Source organism: Ruminiclostridium josui JCM 17888 (assembly GCF_000526495.1).
Classification (GTDB): Bacteria; Bacillota; Clostridia; order Acetivibrionales; family DSM-1351; genus Ruminiclostridium; species Ruminiclostridium josui.
This window is the reverse complement of sequence record NZ_JAGE01000001.1, coordinates 101,771-124,782: the sequence shown is the minus strand read 5'-3', so window position 1 is coordinate 124,782 and position 23,012 is coordinate 101,771. Positions and strand designations below refer to the sequence as shown.

The 23,012-nt window shown below is 34.4% G+C and carries 17 protein-coding genes and 1 tRNA gene; 14 read left to right on the top strand and 4 right to left on the bottom strand.

Annotated elements, in window-relative coordinates; translation table 11 throughout:
* Positions 1–3: 3 nt before the first annotated feature.
* Complete coding sequence (locus K412_RS0100580) at positions 4–1,638, top strand: response regulator (protein ID WP_024831299.1); 1,635 nt, start codon at positions 4–6, stop codon at positions 1,636–1,638.
* A 127-nt stretch (positions 1,639–1,765) separates the two neighbouring features.
* On the opposite strand, the gene K412_RS0100575 is transcribed toward K412_RS0100580, so the two are convergent.
* The gene (locus K412_RS0100575; protein ID WP_024831298.1) at positions 1,766–3,130 is read right to left on the bottom strand and encodes an MATE family efflux transporter; all 1,365 of its coding nucleotides are present in this window, start codon (positions 3,128–3,130) and stop codon (positions 1,766–1,768) included.
* Between the two features lie 104 nt (positions 3,131–3,234).
* On the opposite strand from K412_RS0100575, the gene hemW reads away from it, so the two are divergent.
* Complete coding sequence (gene hemW / locus K412_RS0100570) at positions 3,235–4,377, top strand: radical SAM family heme chaperone HemW (protein ID WP_024831297.1); 1,143 nt, start codon at positions 3,235–3,237, stop codon at positions 4,375–4,377.
* 48 nt (positions 4,378–4,425) lie between these two features.
* On the opposite strand, the gene rpsT is transcribed toward hemW, so the two are convergent.
* Positions 4,426–4,683: a 30S ribosomal protein S20 gene (gene rpsT / locus K412_RS0100565; protein WP_024831296.1), complete on the bottom strand. Its 258-nt coding sequence runs from the start codon at positions 4,681–4,683 to the stop codon at positions 4,426–4,428.
* 257 nt (positions 4,684–4,940) lie between these two features.
* On the opposite strand from rpsT, the gene gpr reads away from it, so the two are divergent.
* The 5 genes from gpr (at position 4,941) to K412_RS0100540 (ending at position 12,823) form a co-directional block, all read left to right on the top strand.
* On the top strand, positions 4,941–5,948 hold the full coding sequence (gpr, locus tag K412_RS0100560) for a GPR endopeptidase (RefSeq protein ID WP_024831295.1): 1,008 nt from the start codon (positions 4,941–4,943) through the stop codon (positions 5,946–5,948).
* A gap of 88 nt (positions 5,949–6,036) precedes the next feature.
* Positions 6,037–6,741, top strand: coding sequence for a M50 family metallopeptidase (locus K412_RS0100555; protein ID WP_024831294.1), 705 nt, complete (start codon positions 6,037–6,039; stop codon positions 6,739–6,741).
* Between the two features lie 63 nt (positions 6,742–6,804).
* Positions 6,805–8,775, top strand: a complete 1,971-nt coding sequence (ligA, locus tag K412_RS0100550) for an NAD-dependent DNA ligase LigA (protein WP_024831293.1) — start codon at positions 6,805–6,807, stop codon at positions 8,773–8,775.
* 294 nt (positions 8,776–9,069) lie between these two features.
* Positions 9,070–11,409 (top strand): hypothetical protein, encoded by a 2,340-nt coding sequence (locus K412_RS21245; protein ID WP_024831292.1) that lies wholly within the window; start codon positions 9,070–9,072, stop codon positions 11,407–11,409.
* A 64-nt stretch (positions 11,410–11,473) separates the two neighbouring features.
* Positions 11,474–12,823 (top strand): patatin-like phospholipase family protein, encoded by a 1,350-nt coding sequence (locus tag K412_RS0100540; protein ID WP_024831291.1) that lies wholly within the window; start codon positions 11,474–11,476, stop codon positions 12,821–12,823.
* Positions 12,824–13,031: 208 nt separating this feature from the next.
* On the opposite strand, the gene K412_RS0100535 is transcribed toward K412_RS0100540, so the two are convergent.
* Positions 13,032–13,114 (bottom strand) — tRNA-Leu (locus K412_RS0100535).
* 224 nt (positions 13,115–13,338) lie between these two features.
* On the opposite strand from K412_RS0100535, the gene K412_RS0100530 reads away from it, so the two are divergent.
* The 4 genes from K412_RS0100530 to K412_RS0100515 all read left to right on the top strand — a co-directional run bounded on the left by K412_RS0100530 (position 13,339) and on the right by K412_RS0100515 (position 18,058).
* Entirely contained in the window at positions 13,339–14,229 is an 891-nt protein-coding gene (locus K412_RS0100530) for a YesL family protein (RefSeq protein ID WP_024831290.1), read from the top strand.
* Between the two features lie 479 nt (positions 14,230–14,708).
* The gene (locus K412_RS0100525) at positions 14,709–14,915 is read left to right on the top strand and encodes a zinc ribbon domain-containing protein (protein WP_024831289.1); all 207 of its coding nucleotides are present in this window, start codon (positions 14,709–14,711) and stop codon (positions 14,913–14,915) included.
* A gap of 273 nt (positions 14,916–15,188) precedes the next feature.
* Positions 15,189–16,694, top strand: coding sequence for a family 43 glycosylhydrolase (locus K412_RS0100520; RefSeq protein WP_024831288.1), 1,506 nt, complete (start codon positions 15,189–15,191; stop codon positions 16,692–16,694).
* 146 nt (positions 16,695–16,840) lie between these two features.
* A complete protein-coding gene (locus tag K412_RS0100515) occupies positions 16,841–18,058 on the top strand; it encodes an IS256 family transposase (protein WP_024831287.1) in 1,218 nt (405 codons plus the stop codon).
* A gap of 272 nt (positions 18,059–18,330) precedes the next feature.
* On the opposite strand, the gene K412_RS0100510 is transcribed toward K412_RS0100515, so the two are convergent.
* Positions 18,331–18,672 (bottom strand): hypothetical protein, encoded by a 342-nt coding sequence (locus K412_RS0100510; RefSeq protein ID WP_024831286.1) that lies wholly within the window; start codon positions 18,670–18,672, stop codon positions 18,331–18,333.
* Positions 18,673–18,831: 159 nt separating this feature from the next.
* Between K412_RS0100510 and K412_RS0100505 the strand changes: the two genes are divergently transcribed.
* From K412_RS0100505 to K412_RS0100495, 3 genes are read left to right on the top strand one after another with little or no spacing between them, the layout of a single operon-like run.
* Positions 18,832–20,613, top strand: coding sequence for a spore germination protein (locus tag K412_RS0100505; RefSeq protein WP_024831285.1), 1,782 nt, complete (start codon positions 18,832–18,834; stop codon positions 20,611–20,613).
* The gene (locus tag K412_RS0100500) at positions 20,606–21,718 is read left to right on the top strand and encodes a GerAB/ArcD/ProY family transporter (protein ID WP_024831284.1); all 1,113 of its coding nucleotides are present in this window, start codon (positions 20,606–20,608) and stop codon (positions 21,716–21,718) included. Before K412_RS0100505 ends, K412_RS0100500 begins: the two co-directional genes overlap by 8 nt.
* Positions 21,697–23,007, top strand: a complete 1,311-nt coding sequence (locus K412_RS0100495; RefSeq protein WP_024831283.1) for a Ger(x)C family spore germination protein — start codon at positions 21,697–21,699, stop codon at positions 23,005–23,007. The genes K412_RS0100500 and K412_RS0100495 overlap by 22 nt, the downstream gene beginning before the upstream one ends.
* Positions 23,008–23,012: the final 5 nt, after the last annotated feature.

Genomic DNA, 23,012 nt, shown 5'->3' with positions numbered 1-23,012 from the left:
AGTATGTTTAGGCTTTTAGTTGTTGAAGATGAAGAAATGATAAGGAATAAAATAATATACAATACAAATTGGAAAGAACACGGATTTGTTGAAGTTTTCCAGGCAAGTAACGGCAAGGAGGCCCTTGACATTGTAAGAAAAAATAACATTGACATAGTAATTACCGACATACAAATGCCTGAAATGAATGGCATTGAGCTTATCAGAGAGATAAAGGGCCTAAATCGAGGTATCAAGTGTATAATTATTACTGCATATGCAGAGTTTGAGTATGCAAAGGAGTCCGTTAGACTCCATGTTAATGATTACATCCTTAAACCTTTTAAATCCAAGGATCTTTTAGACATTGTAAAAAAACTCTTGGAGGAAATTATAAGGGAGAGGAATGAGAGAGTAGAAGTTGAAAACCTTAGAAGGCAGTTAAGAGAAAACAAGAAAGCCTTACGGGAAAAACTTTTCAATGATTTATTAAGCAACAGCTATATAGGTGATATAGAGAGCGATTTAAACTATCTTGAACTTTCAGAATTAAAGGATAGGGATTATTTTATTGCAGTAATAAATATTAATAATTTTATGGAGCTTATAAGAGAAGAGGATGAGGAGCAGAAATATATAGTAAATCTGTCTTTTTATAACCTTGTAACCAAGTTTCTTTCATCTTTTGAAAGAGACTCATCCGAAACTAATGAAGATAAGCTTGTTTATTCTGTTATAAATTATAAAATAGATCAGCTTGTAATTGTCGCTCATGAAGATATTGATAAATTTATTCCTGCATTCGAAGACTTAATTAAGTCCGGAAGACTGGAACTGGGGTTTTCCATAACTATTGGTATAGGGAATAAATACAAAAACCTTACAGATATGCACATTTCTTATAGGGAAGCTTGTTCAGCAGCTTTACTTGATCGTGTTTACGGAAGAGATATTATTTATATTTTTAACGACCTTAACTTTGGTAATAAGGTTTACAGTAAACAACTTCATATTCTTGTAGATACAAAACTGTATGACGACCTTAAAATAGGTGCATTTCCTGAAATTAAAAAGGATATTGTTGAAATTATAACACAGATTAAGAGTTCCAAACTTGAGTTGGATGCAATAAATACAATTATTTATAATATAGTACTTTTATCCTGTAAAACCATAAATGAGTTGGGCTATGATGTTTTTGAAATAATGGGCGAAGATTTTAATCTTCATTTTGATGTAAAGGAAATAAATAATCTGGTACAGCTTGAAGAATGGTTACTCAGCTTTTTTTATAAAATTAATGAATACATTAACCAAAAAAGAAGCAACAGAAATGAAAAGCTCCTTTCCAAAGTAAAGGATTATGTGGATAGAAATTATAGTGAAAACATAACTCTCACAAGTATTTCAAAGGATTTTGGGATTAGTTCCGGTTACCTTAGTGTACTTTTCAATGACCATATAGGACAGAATTTTATAGATTATCTTACAAATCTAAGAATTCAAAGTGCTAAAAATCTGCTTAAAAGTACAGACCTCAAAATTTATGAAATTGCAGACAGGGTTGGTTACCGTGATGCATATTATTTTAGTACGGCATTTAAAAAAATTGTTGGTATAAATCCTACCGATTATAGAGAAAAGCTGAGCATGCTTTAATTTACGAAAGTATAAATTGCATAAATGAAAGCTTGGTTCAAGATATTTGCAGATGTTATAAATTCTTGCAAATATCTTGAAATCAATCATCGATATAGTTTTATACCTAACAGATAAATTTCAAATGCTAATCCCTTGTCACATTTCTAAGCCATTTAAGGCTTCTATATCTCCATAAAACCAGAGGAACTTTAATAATTTCATCACTCATGAGAATTAAGTATACAACAGGTACACTCCATTTGAAAATGAAAGCAGCCAATGCGCCAAATAGGATTGAACCAGCCCACATAGTGGATACGTCAAGGAATAGGCCAAACTTCGTATCCCCTCCGCCACGGAAAACACCAACTACAAGGGTAGTATTGTAAGCTTGTGCCACCACGAAATAGGACATGACGAACATCATAACAGATAAATGGCCTCTTGTTATAGGCGTTAGGTTGAGCATTGACATGAGAAAAGGTCTTACAATAAGTATAAGAACTCCTCCTGCTATACCTGCAAGTATACTTAGCTTTATAAAACGGTTTGCATAAGTTTTGGCACCTTCATAGTTGTTTTCTCCGATTGCCTTACCGACAATTATGGCTGTTGCATTTGCAAGACCAAATGCTATGACTGTAGCAAGCTGTCTGGTAATCTGAGCTACGGAATTTGCTGAGACTACCGAACTCCCCAGATGTCCTATTACAATTGCATTGGTAGCCACACCTGCACCCCACATGAGCTCATTTAATGTTACGGGGATTGAATAAGTTAAGAAATCCCTAAATAATAATTTATCCCGAACAAATAAATCGGATGGCTTGAATTTAATTAATTTGTTAACCTTCAAGTGATATATAATAACAATTGACAATTCAACTCCGCGTGCAGCCAAAGTTGCAATTGCTGCACCAACTATACCCATTTTAGGTAAACCAAAAAGACCGAAAATTAATGACGATGCAATTATTAAGTTTACAATAAGGGAAGCGAGGTATACAACTGTTGAAATAATTACGCGTTCTACGCTTCTCATAATATTTAAGTAAATCATGGTGATTGCCATGAAAATGTATGATAATGCTATTATTTTAAGGTATTTAGCGCCTTCCGCAATAACTGGTGCTTCATTTGTAAAAATAGTCATTACCTGTGTAGGGAATAACAATACAATTGTAGTAAAAAACAGTGCTACCAAAAGAGAAAATCTCATACAGATTCCCATGATTTTTTCAATGCTTTTGGTGTCACCTTTGCCCCAGTATTGGGATGTAAGTACTGCCGCACCTGATGTCAGTCCAAAAAATATAAGGGTCATTATGAACTGAACCTGACCTGCTAGAGAGGCAGCAGAAAGTACAGTTTCACTTACTTTTCCAAGCATAAGAACATCTATTGATGTTATTCCTACATTTATTAGGTTTTGAACAGCCATTGGAAGAACCAGAGCGAAAGCCATTTTGTAGAAGGATTTAGTGTCCTTGATGATAATGTTGTTTTCCATATTGAATACTCCGTTTTTTGAATCATTTTGTAACTAGTATACAATATCATAATGTGATACCATAAGTAAAGTTAATAAAACCTTACTTTTGGGAGATGAAGGCTTTGCTTTATAGAGATAATGCTGGTTTGTATATCCATGTGCCCTTTTGCAGTTCAAAATGTAATTACTGTGATTTTAACTCCTATGCAGGAAAGATTAATCTTGCTGAGGATTACTTTAAAGCAATGATAAAAGAAATTGAGCTATATAAAGAAAACATGAAAGATTATATAATTCATACGATATTTATAGGGGGAGGAACACCTTCGGTAGTAGATGTTAGGTATATTTCTAGAATTTTGGAAAAATGTAGAACTGAGTTTAGTATATCTGACAACTGTGAAATAAGTATAGAAAGTAACCCCGGTACATTAAGCACCGAAAAACTAAAGGTATATAAAAATGCAGGTATAAATAGAATAAGTATGGGATTACAGGCACAGCAGGACAAGCTTCTTAAATTTCTTGGAAGATGCCATAGCCACAAGGATTTTTCTGAAAGTGTAAAGAATGCAAGAGATGCTGGTTTTGAAAATATTAATGGGGATGTTATTTTTGGAATTCCCGGACAGACTCTTGATGACTGGAAAGAAACTCTTGAGTATTTGATTTCTTTGGGTATCAACCATATTTCAGCTTACAGTCTTAAAATTGAAGAGGATACCAAATTTGGAGTAATGCAGGAAGAAGGGGCTCTTGTTCCGGTGGAAGACGAGCTTGACAGGGAAATGTATCATTTTGCGGTTGATTACTTAAGTAAAAATGGATTAAAGCAGTACGAAATATCCAATTTTGCAAAAGAAGGATATGAATGTAAGCATAATCTCACATATTGGAAGTGTGTTGATTACCTTGGATTAGGGGCAGGGGCACATTCCTGTTTAAAGGACATAAGATTTTCAAACGAAGTATCCATTGAGGGATATATAGATTATCTGAAGGGTGGAGAAAAACCAGTTTGTGAGAAATTTTCACTTGAATTAGCAGATAAAATGTCAGAGTATATGTTTTTAGGATTACGGTTAACAAAAGGGGTAACAGGAAAAGAATTCTTCCAGCGCTTTAATCAGGACCTATTTGTAAAGTATAATGATTCTTTAAAAAAACTTGAAAATAAAGGACTTATAGAAATAGCAGGTGATTGTGTTAAATTAACAAGACTTGGTTTTGATTTGGCTAATCAGGTGTTTGTAGAATTTATATAAAATGAAAAAATAAAAACTCAGGGTTAAACCTGAGTTTTTGTTTTTAAATTATTTTGCTGCATTCATAGCTTTTGCTAATCTGGATTTCTTTCTCGCAGCGGTGTTTTTATGCATTAAGTTCTTTGCTGCGGCTTTATCTAAAGCCTTTGTTGCTGCTTTATAAGCGTCAGTTGTATTTTCACCAGTAGCGATAGCTTCCTTGCATTTTTTAATAGTAGTCTTGAGTGCTGACTTTCTGATAGTGTTCTTCAAAGTCTTAGTCTCAATTACTTTAACTCTCTTTATAGCAGATTTAATGTTTGGCACAGTATTCACCTCCTGCGAGCCGGTTTAGCATAATAAGTGAGCAAAAATTACAAAAAAATATGTTAATCGGTTTTAGAAACCGCTTCTTGCCCATAACAGATGATATTTTACCATGAAAGGTTTTAAATTGCAAGTACAAACTGGATAAATTTGATTATGCACCATATTTTTATTTGAAATTTTAATACTAAAAACATGAGATTTTGAAATAATATTAATAAATTTTAAATAGATTTATAGCGAAAGGAAAATTATTTATGATTAATTTGTCCAACAGATATACAGACCTTGCCATTGAGGCACATGAAATATTTATGAACAGCAGTGAAGCAAAGCAGCAAGCTCAGGAAGGAAAAACACCTCCTGGTGTGGTTATCGAAAATGCTGGAGATGAGGATGTAAAGATTACCAGGGTGCGTATTACCTCACGTACAGGAGAAGCATCTATAGGAAAACCGATGGGAAACTATATAACTCTTGAGGTTCCTGAATTAAAGGACAATAACGAGGATGTAAATAAGAAGACTATTGATGCTATGGCAAAAGAATTAAAGGATATGCTGAAGCTGAAAGAAGGCTCTACTACCCTTGTTATTGGATTGGGAAACTGGAATGTTACCCCTGATGCACTGGGGCCTAAGGTTGTTTCAAATCTGATGGTAACAAGACATCTTCTTCAATATGTACCTGAACATGTTGACGAAGGAGTTAGCCCTGTTTGCGCAATTTCTCCGGGAGTACTGGGGATAACTGGCATTGAAACAGGAGAAATTGTAAGAGGAGTTGTTGACAGGCTTAAACCTGATGCTTTGATTGCAATAGATGCTCTTGCTGCAAGAAGTATGGAAAGGGTTAGTACTACTATTCAGATTGCTGATACGGGTATTGCACCCGGAGGTGGAGTAGGAAACAAGAGAATGGAGTTAAGCGAGCAGACATTGGGGATGCCTGTGATTGCTATTGGTGTGCCAACTGTTGTTGATGCGGCTACTTTGACAAATGATGCAATGGATCTTGTGATTGACAGCCTCATAAATGAATCACCAAAGGATTCAGCGTTTTATAATACGTTGAAGGATATTGACCGTGACCAGAAGTATGAACTTATTAAGGAGGCTTTAAATCCCTTTGTAGGGCACCTTATTGTTACTCCTAAGGAAATAGATGATATCATTAGTCGTGTTTCAAAGGTAGTGGCAAACGGACTTAATATGGCTCTACATCAGGGAATTACACTTGATGATGTAGGCAGATATATTAACTGATATATATGATTATCTTCCCTTTTGCTGCTTCACAGGTTATAATTTTATTTGGACGTTTAACAATGACATTTCCCTTTAGGAGGCAATTTTGAAGCAGACAGGAAGATTTTTGATAATATTCGGCTCACTTATGATATTATGGAATACATTTTTGATTAAACCCATAAAATTGTTTACTGTTTTTCTTCATGAGTTGGGACATGCATTTATGGCTATTACCACCGGCAGCGGAATAACAGAGCTTAAAATATATTTTAATGAAAGCGGACATGTGATGTCACTTCCCAAAAGCTGGTGGTCAGCCTTTCTTATTGCCAATGGGGGTTATTTGGGGAGTGTCCTTTTTGCTATTCTGATACTGGTTCTTAAAAATACTCGTTTCAGAAAATACATAATAGGAGTTATAGCCATTATATTTCTTGGATTTACATTCAGATATTCCGGTATTATGTCATTTACAATGCTTTACTCGGTAATATTTGCTGTTTTTGCACTTATACTTTATATGGTTCAGAATGACAGCCTTAACCAATGGGTAATTGAAATAATTGGTATTGGAAGTGTTACATATGCAATATATGATACACTGGTGGATACCGTTATAATGCAGTTGAATTATCAGTTTGATTTGTTCAGAGTGGGCAGTATGCCGGTGACTGATGCTGTTTCTTTATCCAGACTTACTCATATCTCGGCTATAGTTTGGGGGCTGATTTGGGTAGGTATATCTATTTTTGCAGTTTATTCTGTTTTTCTAAAGAGCAAAAGTAAACCTTTACGTAAAAGATACTAATTTCAATAGGGTAATTTTAAATGTTAACATAAATATTTTTCACTTAACTAATCGGAGGTAAACATGGCAGATAAAATTCAATTAATGAAAGATAAGATTGAGATACTTAACAAAGCAGATAAAGCATATCATAATGATAACATTGAGATTATGCCCAATATAGAATACGACAAGCTTTACGACGAATTATTGGAACTTGAAAAAGAAACAGGTGTTGTATTATCAAACAGTCCGTCTATTCGCATAGGATATGAATTACTGAGCAATCTGCCTAAAGAGCGTCACGAAAAACCTATGCTGTCATTGGATAAAACTAAGGATGTTGGTGCATTAAAGGAATGGTTAGGCAGTCAAAAAGGGATTCTTTCATGGAAACTTGACGGCCTTACTATTGTGTTAACCTATCAGGACGGACATTTGGTAAAGGCTGTTACAAGAGGAAATGGTGAAGTGGGAGAGGTTATCACAAATAATGCAAAGGTGTTCAAGAACCTGCCGGTTACCATAGCACACAAGGATACGTTGATTTTGCGTGGAGAAGCAATTATCCGCTATTCTGATTTCATTAAAATGAATAATGAAATCGAAGATGTTGATGCAAAATATAAGAATCCCAGAAACCTGTGCAGTGGGTCTGTAAGACAGCTGAACAACAAGGTTACGGCGGAAAGAAATGTATATTTCTTTGCTTTTTCATTGGTAAAAGCCGAAAATGTTGAGCTTGAAAACTCCAGAGCTTCTCAAATGAATTGGCTGAAGAGTCAGGGGTTTGATATAGTTGAATTTAAAGAGGTAACAAAAACTAATATAGAAGAAACAGTTCAATGGTTTTCACAAAGTATTGAGTCAAACGACTTGCCGTCAGACGGACTGGTGCTTACATTTGATGACATAGACTACGGAGAGTCATTGGGCTCTACAGCAAAATTTCCTAGAGATTCCATTGCTTTCAAATGGAGGGACGAAATTAAGGAAACCACTCTTCTTAGTATTGAATGGAGTGCCTCCAGAACAGGACTGATAAATCCTATTGCTATATTTGAGCCTGTTGAGTTGGAAGGAACAACTGTAAGCAGGGCCAGTATTCATAATCTAAGCATTATGGAAGGACTGGAACTTGGGATTGGTGATACAATATGTGTTTACAAGGCAAATATGATAATACCACAGATTTCTGAGAACCTCACCAGAAGCGGTATGGCTCCTATACCTGATGAGTGTCCTGTTTGTAAGAGTAAAACCGAGATTAAGCAGGAGAACGGGGTAAAAACATTATACTGTGTTAATAATGAGTGTCTAGCAAAGCAGATAAAGTCATTTACCCATTTCGTCAGCAGGGATGCTATGAATATAGAAGGTTTATCCGAAGCCACTTTGGAGAAATTAATTGCGAAAGGCTTAATTAAGGAGTTAGCGGACTTATTTCATATTGAAAAATACAAAAATGAAATAATTGAGATGGAAGGCCTGGGTGAAAAATCCTTTAGTAAACTAGTGGCATCCATAAATAAGGCTAGAAAAACTACTGCCGTAAGGCTTCTGTACAGTCTTGGAATTCCTAATGTAGGTCTGTCAAATGCCAAGCTTATATGCAAATTTTTTAAATACGATTGGAATAAAATTGAGAATGCTAACTTTACCGAATTGATTCAGATAGGCGGAATTGGTGACATTATGGCGGAATCATTTATTAAATTTTTCGCTGATGAAAAAAAGAAGGTTATTGTTCATGACGTTTTAAAAGAACTTGAACTTGAAGAGATTCAGGTATCTCAATCAGAACAGATTTTTGAAAATATGAACTTCGTTATTACAGGTTCGGTGGAGCAATTTAAAAACAGGGATGAATTAAAGAATGTTATTGAAGAAAAAGGGGGGAAGGTTACCGGTTCGGTTACTTCAAAAACCAATTACCTAATAAATAATGATAATTTGTCTAATTCATCAAAGAACAAAAAAGCAAAAGAACTAAACATAAGTATTATAACAGAAGCCCAGTTCATCGATTGGCTAAATAACGGAGTAAAGCCTTAGTAGACAGTAAAAATACATTTGCAAAAAGTTAATCGGTTTAGCCAAAAGGAGTAAAGAGAATAGGTTCAACTCTAATTATTTTGGAGTTGAACCTATTTTACGCTAATATAATTATCATTTATATCAAAAAATCCTACAATTACAGTAATGAGTTACATTATATACAAATTAATTCAAAAAAATAAAAAATATTCCAAAAAATTCATAAAACCCATTGACGTTATAAATTGCTAATTGTATAATTATGTCAATTGGACTCTATTTTTGTTTTTTTAAAAAAAGGAGGCGATGTATTTGGAAAGTGAAATTTTTCGATTTGTAGGTATCAGGCCTGCACAAAAAGCAATAAATTATAAGGACGGTTTGAAACACCTGAATTATACGCAAGACATTGATGTTAACAAGACACATTCTATAGCAAGTAATAGAAACAGATATACCGTAGCAAAGAATATCCGCTCTTACACCGCTAAAATCCCACCTTCTTTTTATGATGTTATGCATTGCATATATAGTCTGGCGTCTAATATTCAAAAAAATGAGCATATTGAAAAACTCACACATGACATAGATGCTATTCTGATGGAGAAAGGGTATGCAAAAAGTACATTGGAGCTTTATAAATTGATTAAGAAGGAAGCTAATGAAAAAAATGAAAGTATTTACAATATACTTTGGCAACAGCTGTTTTTGTTTGCCTATTGGACATATGACGATTCTCAGGCTCACGAAAATGTAATTACTTCCTTGAGAGTAATTAACCTTATAGAGTATCTAACCAGCAATGAAATCAAAACAAAGAATATTCAAGATATACATACTATTTTAAATGCATCAGTTGTTATTCCAAAGGATTTCTTCGATAATAAAACCTCCTCAAGTTCATCCCAGAATAAATATTTCAAAGTGCTGGGCGTAGGCGACCTTAAAGTTGTCAAGCAGACATATAAAGGGGCTAAAATGGGCGATATAGCTTATATTGAAAATGTGCTGAAGGGAGAATTTAAAGAGAGGATCCACCGGCGCCTTGACAGGACAGAGGATACCGCATTTCTAGAAACAGAAACAACAAAAGAGGACGAAAAGGATCTACAAAACGATGAAAGATTCAGTCTTCAAAGAGAATCCCAAAATATAATTTCTTCTAATACCGATTTTAGTGCAGGCTTAAGTGTATCTGCTTCTTATGGACAATTTGTCAAACTTACTGCAAACACAAATATATCACACTCCGGCTCACAATCAGAAACAAACAGAATAGCTTCAGACTACTCCAGAGAAATAGTGTCACGGGCAGTCTCAAAAATAACGGAAAGAGTTAAAGAGTCCCGTAAAAGTATATCAATAAGCGAGATAGAAGAAAAAAACAACCATTCTTTTGACAACAAAACAGGTGATGATAATATTGTTGGCATATACAGATGGGTTGATAAGGTTTACGAAGCAAAAATTTTCAACTATGGCAAGAGAATGCTTTATGAATTTATCATACCTGAGCCGGCCGCCTTTTATAACTTTGTAAATAAGAAATTAAAGACTGAAATGAAAAACGGCGTAAAAATGCCCAATGCACTGAATATAACACATAAAGATATAAATGAGAGCAATTTTATGAACTTTATACATCAATATAATGTAAAAGGAGTTACACCGCCACCTGTTAAGCTTGTAACAATTGGAGAATCCTATGACATACCTTCAAATCCTCCTTCTATAGTAACTAATGTAACCAAAAAACTTAAAGTGCCGGAAGGTTACAAAGCTGTGCGAGCATATGCCGGAGGCGGCGGAAATGGTAATAACACTGATTTTCAGGTAGTGATAGGAAAAGAATGGAGGGGTAAACCCCAGCTTTTTGAAATAATAAACCTTGACGGTTACATAGGTGAAATACCTGTAGCCATAATGATGAAAAATTATAGCGGAGTTGCAATAAATGTTGTAGTTGAGTGTGAAAGAACTCCAGAACTATATGAAAGCTGGCAGATAAAAACTTATACAGCCATAATGGAGGCTTACGAAGCTCAGATGGCAGAATATCATAAACAGATTTCTGAATTGGAATATACCCAACCTGTTTATAGCAATTCGGTAACAAATAGAGAAATTGAAAAGAAAGAACTAAAAAAGTGGTGTATTCACTTACTAAGGGGAGAGGAATTTAATTTTAACGCATTCAAAGAAACAAGTACCGAGGTTGAAATAAAACTAAACACTATTGAGAAAATTAGTGAAAATGTGCAATTCTTTGAGCAGGCATTCGAATGGGAGCAAATGTCATATGTTTTCTATCCCTATTTTTGGGGAAGAAATGAAGGTTGGGATGATGCAATTAAAGACGTTGAAGGCTCCGATCCACAATTCACTAAGTTCCTTCATGCCGGTGCAGCAAAGGTAGTTGTCCCTGTACGCCCCAGTTATGAAGAAGCACTGGCCTTCTATACAAGCACCGGAAAGCTTTGGAATGGAGGAACTGTACCTCTTATTGATGATGATCTTTATGTATCAATTATTGATGAAATAAAATCACAAACGAATGATACGGCGGAAGGCGAATTTACAGGTGAACAGTGGGAAGTTACAATCCCAACTTCATTAGTTATTCTTCAGAAAAGTGATGAACTGGAAGCTTAGGGACAGTGAATTTGATAATACCAGTTACTTATTTGTTTAGAACAGTCTTAGGGGGTTACTTAAGTTGAAAATTGAAAAGGAAGAGATAGAGTATCTGGCTTTAGAAGGCGGAGGCGGCCGAGGCAATGCTTTTATTGGAGCAATCAAGGCTCTCGAGGACATGAAAGTAATTCAGCATGAGAACTTCCGCCTAAAAAATATAAAAGGAGTAGCCGGTGCTTCTGCCGGCTCTATAACATCGCTCTTTCTGGCATGTGGATATAATTCCAGAGAGATAACGGACATTTTAAAGTTGGAGAACTTTAATAAATTCTTTGATGGACCGGATTTAAATAGACAGCCCTTTTTAATAAACAATAATAAAATGATTGACAAAAGGTTCCGTGATAGACAAAAACAACGTTTAACGGGGCTGGGTAACATACACAAGCTGATATTAAGTGGGCTTGGAATAGATGTATTTAGTGAAATAAGACCCATGGAACTCGGAGATTTTCAGGGAATATGGAGTTTTTTAAACTCAATTATAGACAATTTGATTATATATTTCGGCAAAAACAATCTGCCCGCTGAAGTACTCCTTAGAATTAAGAAAAGGAAAAGGGATTTAATTTGCTGTCTTTATGCCGACTTTGGAGTATTTACAGGAAATGAAATCAGAAACTTTTTTGATAAATGGATTACTATGGCGAGGGTGAGAATCGAAAACCCCGATATGTTTAGAAATGCCAGTATATCCGATTTATCTCGTATTTACGATAAAAGTAAGTCATCTATTGAATTTAACAGACAATATATGAACACTTCTATCGGTGATTTGGGTGAGTTGACTAAAATAAAGCTTGCATTTACAGGTACTAATATGTTGGATATGAAAAGTTATACCTTTTCCAGCTTTGATGATATGACAAATAAAATATCCGCCGCAGATATTGTCCGTATTTCAATGAGTATTCCATTTGCATATAAACCTATAATAATTGAACCCGAAGACCTGCAATACATCTTTAAAAGTTCAGACTGGAAAAAATACAGAGTATTAGAAGGAATATGGGTAGACGGAGGTCTTACTAACAATATTCCCATAAATGCTTTCAAAGAGTTTTCAAACAGCTCTTCCAGGCCAAATACTTTTGGCCTCAGGCTCAATACAGATGAGAAAACACCGATATTAAACATTTTAGATTTTATAAAACAATATATGAGCCTTCTTGGAGGTACCGGAGAGGCGCATATGTCAGGAACACAGTCTTTTTATGATAACTGTATTCAGCTAGACGCAAGTCCACTCAAACTTTTTAGCTTCACACCAGACCCCAAAGATTTTGATAAGGTCAATGCCAAATCTTACATGGATGTGGTAAAGTATTTTGAGTGCCAGAACGTATGTAATCCTGTCTGTGAGTTTTATTAAAACTCCATAATCCCATAAAGCAGAATTACGGTTATATTCAAGCTTTGAAGGAAGCATTGGTGAACGTGCAAGCTGAAGATTTCTCAAACTCACAAATCTCACTAGAGAACTATGAAGGAAACCATTCAATTCGTTCAATCAATTAAATGTTACAATAGCCTAAGAACGCCAAAAAACTCGCTAAAACAGCGAGTTTTTGAACAAATTTTGGTGCGGACGGTGGGACTTGAACCCACACGGTCTCCCATACGCCCCTCAAACGTACGCGTCTGCCAGTTCCGCCACGACCGCATCTATAAAATTTCTATGTTTTCGCTGTCGCATTCCGCATCAGCAAGTATGATTATACTAGCTACTATTCAGGTTGTCAATACAATATTTCAAAAAAATTTATTAAATTATATTACCATAAGATAATGTAAATTAATTATTTATTTTATTTAAAATGTGTTGAAGTGAAATGCAACGACTGGTAAAATACTATTTAATGACACAAACAAAAAGGAGAGTTATACGTGGGTTTATTTAGTGGAAATTACAATAAGCCGGGGCCAGGGGTTGATAAAGATGCACCTCCAAAACCGCGATTTTTTATATTTTTTGAGGTATTAAAAAGGAAATTTTGGCATCTTATAAAAGTTAATTTGCTGTATGTACTTTGCAATATACCCGCTTTGCTGCTGGCATTTGTTGTTTCTTCTGTTTATCTGCAGAAAATCAGTATAGATAATGTAGCAAGTGATTTATATATCAGGTTTTTTCTTGCAATCATTATGATTTTTTTATCAGTAGTAACAATTGGACCCGTACAAGCAGGTTTTACCTATATTATGAGAAATTATTCTAGAGAAGAACATGCATTTATATGGTGGGATTTTAAAGATAATTTTATTAAGAACTTTAAGCAAGGTATGATAATTACAGTAATTGATTTTGTTGTTATGTATATTTTGGGTATAGCATTGAATTTCTATCTCAGCACCCCAGGAATACTTTCAACAGTAGCATCAGCTGTTGTATTTCTATCTATAATTATATATTGTATTATGCATTTGTATTTATATCCAATGTTGGTAACAGTAAAATTAAGTATAAAAAATCTATATAAAAATGCATTTATATTTTCTATTATAAGGCTATTGCCAAATATACTGTTTCTAGTTTTAAACATTTTAATAGCATATGCAACCTTCTATAATCCAATTATTGGAATGGTTTTATATTTATTTATTATTCCTAGCTTCATTGGACTTATGAATAATTTCTTTGTTAATCCTACTATAAAGAAATATGTTGTAGAACCTATGCAGCCTACAGTAGAAGATGATGAAGACGAAGAAGAAGATTCAGATGATGACAGCGATGAAGGTTTCTACAAAAAAGAGTTACCTGAAGATAAAGAATAAAATAATTGAAAAAGAAGGTGCTGTTGCAAAACAGAAATACTCACTGTTTTAATACTAGTACTTCCGTATAATTAAATGACACATATGTGGTGCTTTGCACGTAAATCTGATTACGGTACAAAGTGTTATAATGTGTCTTTTTCATTGTCAAAAATTTAATAATCAGTAAGGTAGTTTTAATGCCAACAACAAAGTTTCAAAGAGTAGTATTTGCATTTATAATCGGTGTAATTACAGTTCACTTATTCGTATTTTATAATCTTGCCATTGAGATGGGAGGAATGTCTAATCAAGTATTTATATCATCTCGAAAAGTAGAATCAAATTAACAATAAATTAACTGTTTCAAAATACTAAATTAATACGATAGATGTAAAATAAATACAAACCTTATCCATAGGGTACATCCTTTTAACGACTTTGTGCATATCGAAGCTAAATTGCTATTAATTCAGAAAACAACAGGAGGGGGCTGCAGTATGGCTTGGAGTACATGTCCTAAATGTAATAATCATAATTTTGAGGTTGTTGAAAAATCTTTGGTAGGAAGCAGCCTCAATTTTTCATTTGTTCAGTGCTTGGTATGTGGTGCTGTTGTTGGTGTGACAGATAGTAATAATTTTGATAACAGGATTACCGAGTTGGAAAACAAGTTGAATGGCTTATTGGGTAAAATGAGCAGCTAATAAAGTTAAAGTACGGCCAGAAGGGGTCTTGGCAGTCCGACATATGGATGACAGACCCATTTGATATATTTTCCGTATTTGCTCTTCACCAATGGACAGAAGGCAGTCATACATTAGCATATGGGTACTTCAATAATGACGGAAATACAGATGTCTAGATGCTAATACTTTTTATCTGATAAGTACTTCCTCTTAAAACCTAGTTCAAATTATTTACAATAATAGTAAACATATGTATATTTATAGTATATATAGTTTTTTAGGAGGGGGAAAATGATTAAGAAAATAACAGTTTTAATTATGGTTATGCTAACTACATTAATATTAGGTACTACTGTGGCCTTTGCCGAAATCGGTATAATTAATAACGGTACGAAATTCGGAGGAGTACAGGCACACGGTGGAAGTATTATCAAAGTTGGCGATACATATTATTGGTATGGAGAAAATCGTGATACAAATAACCTGTTTGTATCAGTAAAAGTTTACTCATCAACCGATCTTGTAAATTGGACAGACAGGGGTGATGCCCTATCAAAATCATCAGCTGCAGAGCTTAACTACTGCAATATTGAGCGACCTAAGGTTATGTACAATGCCTCAACAAAGCAATATGTAATGTGGATGCATTACGAAAACGGCAGGGACTATTCATTAGCAAGGGCAGCTGTGGCATACAGTACAAGTCCCACAGGGCCTTTTATTTATCTGGGAAGCTTTAGACCCAATAATAATATGTCAAGGGATTGTACTACCTTTGTAGATACTGATGGAACTGGCTATTTTATTTCTGCTGCAAATGAAAATGCTGATTTAATTATATACAGACTGACTTCTGATTATAAGTCAATAGCGTCACAAGTGGTAACTCTTTGGCCGGGACAAAAAAGAGAAGCTCCATGTATGTTTAAACGTGACAATACATATTATCTGATAACATCCGGATGTACGGGATGGAGTCCAAACCAACAGAAATATGCTACATCCACATCTATTTCATCGGGATGGTCAAATTTAATAGATATAGGAAATTCAACCTGTTATGATTCTCAAGGGGCATGTGTTTTCCAGGTAGGACAAAATTTTGCTTTCCTTGCTGATAGATGGGCCGGTGCCTGGGGGGGAAAAGTCAATGATTCATCATACCTGATGCTGCCTTTAATTTTTAATGGTACTTCAATGTCTCTGAATTTTGCAGATACGGTAATGGTTGCAGCAGAATTTGGTGCCATTGCTAATGATTATCGTAAGTTTACTTTCGAAGGAGTACTGACAAATGCTGACCCATATCAATGGGGTATAAGTCAACCTGCATCAACTGATATACAAGTACTTTCAGTAGACGGAGATAAGGCTCTTCAAATGTCAGATAGCACTACATCTAATTATTGTTATGCTTACAAGGATTTTCCAGCGAAAAATGGTATAGTTACATTTAATGTGAGTTATAAATATGCCAATACCGGAAGATGGGATAGAATCAGATTTTACAATGGAACAAACATAGGAATAGACATTATAAATTTTGAAGAAGGGCTTGGTTGGCTTACCGGAACTTCTACAAGAAATGTAATACAAAGGATTTCTGCAAACACGTGGTATAATTTAAAAATTGTTGCTGACACTTCTACTCAGAAATTTGATGCATATATTAATGATGTACTTGTTAAATCAGGTTGCCCATTTACTGGTTATGTTACTCAGTTTGACAGAATTGCACTGGATACTGGAAACAGTTTTACAAATACTGCAGTATATGACGATATAATCATTAAATAGAATGACTTAAAAAGAACTGGTTGTTGTACTATTAAAAGTGCAACAGTCAGTTCTTTTAGACGCTGTAAATAATTTTGTGTATGAAACATAGGAAATACTCTTTTCTGGTTAAGAATTTAAGTATTAACCAGAAAGGAGTATTTTTTATGAGCGTATTATCAAAAGAGTTAGTACAGGAAATAATTGCGGAGAATGATTTTAAAAATCCCGGAGAAATAATCTCCTTTTTAAAGGAGGCATTTAAAGATGTTCTTCAGGAAATGCTTGAAGTCGAAATGGATGTTTCTCTTGGGTATTCCCGAGATGAGTCAAGACATAAAATTACCGACAACAGTAGAAACGGTTACTCAACAAAAAAACTAAAGAGTGAATTCGGTCCTGTACAGATTGATATTCCAAGGGACAGAAAAGGTGAATTTGAGCCTAAAATAGTTCCCAAGTACAAAAGGGATGTATCAGGAATTGAGGATAAGGTGATTTCTCTTTATGCCCGAGGCATGTCTACCAGAGATATTCACGATCAGGTTAAAGAGCTTTATGGAATAGATATTTCTGCTGAAATGGTTAGTAAAATAACTGAAAGAATCCTTCCTGAAATAAAAGAATGGCAAGGTAGGCCCCTTGAGGATATCTATCCTTTTGTATTTATGGATGCTATCCATTACAAGGTAAGAACTGATGGACAAATAGTAAATAGAGCTGCTTATGTTGTTATGGGTGTAGATATTTCAGGTAAGAAAGATATCCTTGGAATATGGATTGGAGAGAACGAATCCTCCAAGTTCTGGTTAGGTGTGTTAAATGACCTTAAAAACAGAGGTATAGAAGATGTACTCATATTCTGTGTGGACGGACTTACAGGGCTCAAAGAAGCTATTGCAGCTGCTTTTCCAAAGTCAGAAATTCAAAGGTGTATAATTCATCAACTAAGAAACTCATTTAAATATGTTTCATATAAGGATTTGAAGGCTTTTTCAAAGGATTTTAAAACTGTCTACACAAGCCCCAGTGAAGAAATAGCATTAAACCGGTTTGAAGACCTGAAAAACAAATGGGGCAAGGATTATCCATATGCATTTAAAAGTTGGGAAAACAATTGGGAAGTTTTATCACCATATTACAAGTTCCCGGAGCAGATAAGAAAAATAATATATACAACCAATATAATTGAAGGATTGCATCGGCAGTTCAGAAAAGTTACTAAGACAAAATCCGTTTTTCCTTCTGATACTTCTCTTGAAAAGATGCTTTATTTGGCATCAATGAATGTAATAAAAAAATGGACTCAACGATACCGGAATTGGGATCAGGTCATGAGTCAATTAATGATTATGTACGATGGGAGACTGGATAACTATATTTAAAACATAGAGCAAAGCCCCCACCGCCCTGAAGGGCTCGTCCTCATTGCCGGACGGGCTAGACCTTCAAAATACAGGTATAAGCATAGAAATACCATTTTTAAATAATTATTGCCAGATTTAATCTAAATAATGCATAAAAATAGAATAATCTGGCAATAATTTGAAATATAGTATTAAATTTTTGAGAGTTAATACTTTGGAAATACTTAGCCATCATTGAGTTTGAAAGGCTTCATACACAAAATTATTTACAGTCCCTTCTTTTAGTTTAGCTAGTTATTTATTTTTTCATTCAATATATCGCAAATAATGGTGGCATACAGGTTACCCTCGCTTTTCCTCAGCTTTGTAAGCAAGTCTTTTATAAAGGTATCATCTTTAGAAAGTCTTGCTTTTATCTTATTTTTAATGGCTTCCAGTCCTTCCACAGCAGAGCCGTATTCTTTAAAGACCCTTTCTTCCACTAAGTCAGAATAGACAAAGGTGTTAAGGGAATCTCCCTTTAGCCTAATCCAGATTCCGTTGCCGTTACTTTCTATAAATTTCCCTTCACAGATAAGCCCTTCTTTTATATCTATATAGAAAATCTTTTCGTTTTTTGAAAAACTAATCATACAAACAGTCCTTTGCAATTTATTTTAGCTAATAAATATTATTCTATATTATATAAAAACTTTCTCATATTTTGAGTATATTTGAAAAAATTACTTCGGATACCTTTTTTAAATATTCTTATACTAATTACAACTAAAAATAGATAAAGGTGAAAAAATATGAGTAAAAAGAAAGGTCTATTAAAGTCTTTTTTTTCTTGTATAACTTATAAAGAGAAAAAGCATAAAAAGAAGTTTTATATACCTGAAATAGATAATGAAGATGCCACTGAGGATAACAATGGACAAGATAAAGATACAAGAATCATGAAACGTGGCAGTTTAAAAAACAGAAGAATTAAAAGGCCCGTGCCGGTTTCAGAATCAAACAAAGAAAATAAGCCGGAATATAAAAAGGCTGATGATGAGAAGATATCTACTAATATAGAAGAAAACATAAAGTATATCGAAGACAAATTTAATTTCCCAATTAATAAAGATATTGTTATAAGGGAATTAACAGTCGCAAAAAAGTACAAAGCATTTATTGCATATATGGACGGGATGGTTGATAGAATAACCATTAACAACTTTATTTTAAGGGCGCTAATGGTAAATGATGAGAAATTCGATGAAGAATCCAATGATAAATGCAAGCTGGATTTTATATTGTCCAATATACTGCAGACCAATCAGGCAAAAAAGGTAGATAATCCCGATGAATTTATGTACGAAATTCTCTCAGGAAACACACTGCTTTATGTTGATGGTTGTGACTTTTATATTAGCAATGAAACAAAGGGCTTTGATAAAAGAGGAGTAGATAAACCTCTTATTGAAGGAGTAGTTCTTGGCTCACAGGAAGCATTCAATGAAAACCTGAGAACAAATGTAACTCTTATCAGAAAATTGATAAAGAATAACAATCTTACTACCGAATTTATTAAAGTTGGAAATGTAAACAAACAGTTATGTGCTGTTATGTCAATAAATGGGATAACTAATCCTGCAATAGTAGAAGAGGTTAAGAGAAGAATAAAAGGTATTAAAAGTGATATGGTGCTTGGAGACGGACTTTTAGAACAGTTTATTGAGGATAATCCATATTCAATAGTCCCAACTGTATTAAGTACCGAAAGACCTGACAGAGCTGCATCACATATACTGGAAGGAAAGGTTGCAATACTTGTTGAAGGAGCACCCTTTGCAAAGATTGTACCTGTTACTCTGCCATCTCTAATCCATAGTCCTGAGGATTCGTATATGAGATGGCCATATGGTACCTTAATAAGGCTGATTAGATTTGCCGCAGCCTTTATTGCAACATTATTACCGGGAATTTATGTTGCAATTACTAGTTTCCATCAGGAAATGATACCTACAGAGCTTCTTATTGCCATAGCAAAAGCCAAAGAGAATGTGCCGTTTCCAACAATCGTTGAAGTAATCCTAATGGAATTATCCTTCGAACTTATAAGGGAAGCAGGAATAAGAATTCCGGGTATAATCGGTAACACATTGGGTATTATTGGTGCTTTGATTCTGGGACAGGCAGCTGTTCAGGCCAATATTGTTAGTCCTGTTTTAATCATTATTGTTTCTGTAACAGGACTTGGCAACTTTGCATTACCCAATTACAGTCTGGCGCTAGCAGCGAGAGTATCTCGTTTCTGTTTTATTCTTTTAGGTACTTTACTTGGGTTTTATGGAATAAGTATTGGAATTGCTCTGTTTGCTATACTGGTTACCAATATTAAATCATTTGGAGTGCCGTTTTTTGCTCCTATTGCTCCGAAAACAAAAGAAAGCAGTGACTTATTCTTTAAAAAACCTGCATGGCAGCAAATTTACAGACCGGATTATTTAAATACCTTAAAACAGAAAAGGCAGGCTAAGATATCCAGACAGTGGACGGAGGAAGAGCCAAAATACAGCTATGAAAGGGATGAAGAAGATGATTAAAGAAGGAAAATTCGGAACAGCAGAAGCAGTTTACCTGATTACTCTTGCAATAGCATCAAAAACCTTTTATACAAGTATACGTGTTATGATTAAAAAAACAGGAACAGCTGCATGGTATATGACTCTTATGTCATGTCTAGTAAGTATAATATTTTTTCTTCTGATATCATTGGTTATGAAAAGATTTCCAGGCAAAAATTTGGTTGAAATATTCGAAATTGTTACAGGCAGATTTTTCGGAAAGATATTGGCGCTTATGTTTTCGGCGTACTATGTATACTATGCAGGCTCAAGCTTAAGGGAGTTCCTTGAAATGATAAAAGCATATAATCTTCCATATACCCCCCCAAGCTTAATAATTTTTGCTTTCATGACTGTTGTTGTAATTTTGGCATATATAGGTCTGGAAGGTATAGCCAGAATGGCAACAGTTAGTTTCTATCCAATATTTATAGGATTAGCTATAATCCTCTTTCTTGCATTTCCTTACTATAATGTAAGAGCTATATTTCCAATTGGTGGATATGGCATTACAGAAACATTAAAATCAGGTTTTTTCAGAAGCTCAGCATATGATGAAGTAATCATTTTAGCATTTATAATAAATTCAATTAATGGTGTAAAGACATTTAAGAAAGTCGGAGTTTATAGCATTGTTATCTCCGGCGTTGCTTTAATATTTACATGTTTATGTGTTATTATGGCTTTTGACTATACAATGGCAAGCGAAAATGTATCAGATCTTTTTCAGTTAGCCAGGATTATATATTTTAGTAGATTTTTCCAACGAATTGAATCAATATTTCTTTTTATATGGATTATTGCATCCCTGATAGCTGTTGGACTGGCATTCTATGTTTCTATTAGCATTTTTTGCAAAGCATTTAAGATTAGCAATCACAGACCTTTGATATTGCAATTTGCATTTTTAACATATATGGTGTCCCTTTTACCAGAAGGACTTATAGAGCTTGCTAAAAAAAATATTGTGGTTATGCGTGAATATAGCATGATATTAATTTATGGAATACCAATACTGGTTTTATTTATCTCCGTAATCTTTGGTAAAAAGGGGGATAGACAATGCTTAAAGTCAGTAAAGTAATTGCTTTAATACTTATATCTGTATGCATTTTATCAGGTTGTACTACAGACAGTAAAAATATTGATGAGCAGGTATATGCAATAATGGTTGGTATTGACAGGGGAGCAAATAATAAAATAAGGCTTACCCTTCAGTTTCCCACATATAAAGGAGGGGGAAGCGGCGGTTCTTCAGGTTCTGGAGGCGGCGGGGGAGAAAAAAGTGAAGAAAAAGAATCAGGTAAGGTTGACGGTACAATCGTTACAACAGTAGAATGCTCAACTGTACTGGAAGGGATAAATTTACTTAGTACTTCAACATCTAGGCATATATCCCTCGTCCATTGCAAAGCCATTATTTTTTCAGAGAAAATAGCACATGATGGAATAAACTTATATTTGTCTGATTTTGCAAGATTCAGAGAAACCAGACGTATTGGAATGATAGGTGTTTGCAGAGGAACCGCGGAAGAGTATATTATGAAGAATAAAACCCTGATAGGTGAGAATATTTCTAAATCAATAGAACTATCATTTTCACAGTCAAGAAATGCAGGGTTGTTCCCTATGACGGTGTTTACAAATTTCTACAAGAATACTATATCGCCGTATTCTCAGGCGTATTCACTATATATGGGTATAAACAACTTTAAGAACTTAGAAAAAGAGGATAAAGGTCAGGATTCTTCACTTAAAACCGAAGAGGAATATTATCCTGGTGATGTCCCTAAAAAAGGAAATTTACAACAAGAGATGATTGGAACAGCCGTTTTTAACGGTGACAAGCTAATTGGTACCTTGAATGCCGATGAAACTCGCTATTTTATGATGATAATAAATGATTTTAAACATGGAATTTTGACAGTTGAGGACAAAAAAAATCCCGGAATGGCTATACCCTTTGATTTACGTCCTGGAAGAAAACCCCATATAAAGGTGAGATTTGACAAAAGCACACCGATAATTGATGTAAAGCTTAATATTGAAGCGGATATAGTTGGTATACAAAGTGGTATGCACTATGAAAGCCTGGATAGGATAAAGGAATTAAACGGATTACTAAAAGGCTGTATAGAAGAGGGAGCAAAAAAAACCATAGAAAAAGTTCAAAAGAAAATGGGAACTGATATTTTTGGTTTTGGTTATTATGCAGCAAGCAAATTCCTAACAATAAAGGATTTTGAAAAATATAACTGGTTATCACATTTTACAGATGCAAAGATAAATTTAAGTGTGTATACCAATATAAGAAGAACCGGGCTTATGGCTGAAAGTATGCCAGTAAAATATCGTGATAAAACAGCAAAATAGGAGTT

Excerpts from the sequence above, each read along its gene's own strand:
- K412_RS0100580 (WP_024831299.1), top strand. The coding sequence starts at position 4 with ATGTTTAGGCTTTTAGTTGTTGAAGATGAAGAAATGATAAGGAATAAA.
- K412_RS0100575 (WP_024831298.1), bottom strand. The coding sequence starts at position 3,130 with ATGGAAAACAACATTATCATCAAGGACACTAAATCCTTCTACAAAATG.
- gpr (WP_024831295.1), top strand. The coding sequence starts at position 4,941 with ATGATTAATTTGTCCAACAGATATACAGACCTTGCCATTGAGGCACAT.
- ligA (WP_024831293.1), top strand. The coding sequence starts at position 6,805 with ATGGCAGATAAAATTCAATTAATGAAAGATAAGATTGAGATACTTAAC.
- K412_RS0100525 (WP_024831289.1), top strand. The coding sequence starts at position 14,709 with ATGGCTTGGAGTACATGTCCTAAATGTAATAATCATAATTTTGAGGTT.
- K412_RS0100520 (WP_024831288.1), top strand. The coding sequence starts at position 15,189 with ATGATTAAGAAAATAACAGTTTTAATTATGGTTATGCTAACTACATTA.
- K412_RS0100515 (WP_024831287.1), top strand. The coding sequence starts at position 16,841 with ATGAGCGTATTATCAAAAGAGTTAGTACAGGAAATAATTGCGGAGAAT.
- K412_RS0100510 (WP_024831286.1), bottom strand. The coding sequence starts at position 18,672 with ATGATTAGTTTTTCAAAAAACGAAAAGATTTTCTATATAGATATAAAA.
- K412_RS0100505 (WP_024831285.1), top strand. The coding sequence starts at position 18,832 with ATGAGTAAAAAGAAAGGTCTATTAAAGTCTTTTTTTTCTTGTATAACT.
- K412_RS0100500 (WP_024831284.1), top strand. The coding sequence starts at position 20,606 with ATGATTAAAGAAGGAAAATTCGGAACAGCAGAAGCAGTTTACCTGATT.
- K412_RS0100495 (WP_024831283.1), top strand. The coding sequence starts at position 21,697 with ATGCTTAAAGTCAGTAAAGTAATTGCTTTAATACTTATATCTGTATGC.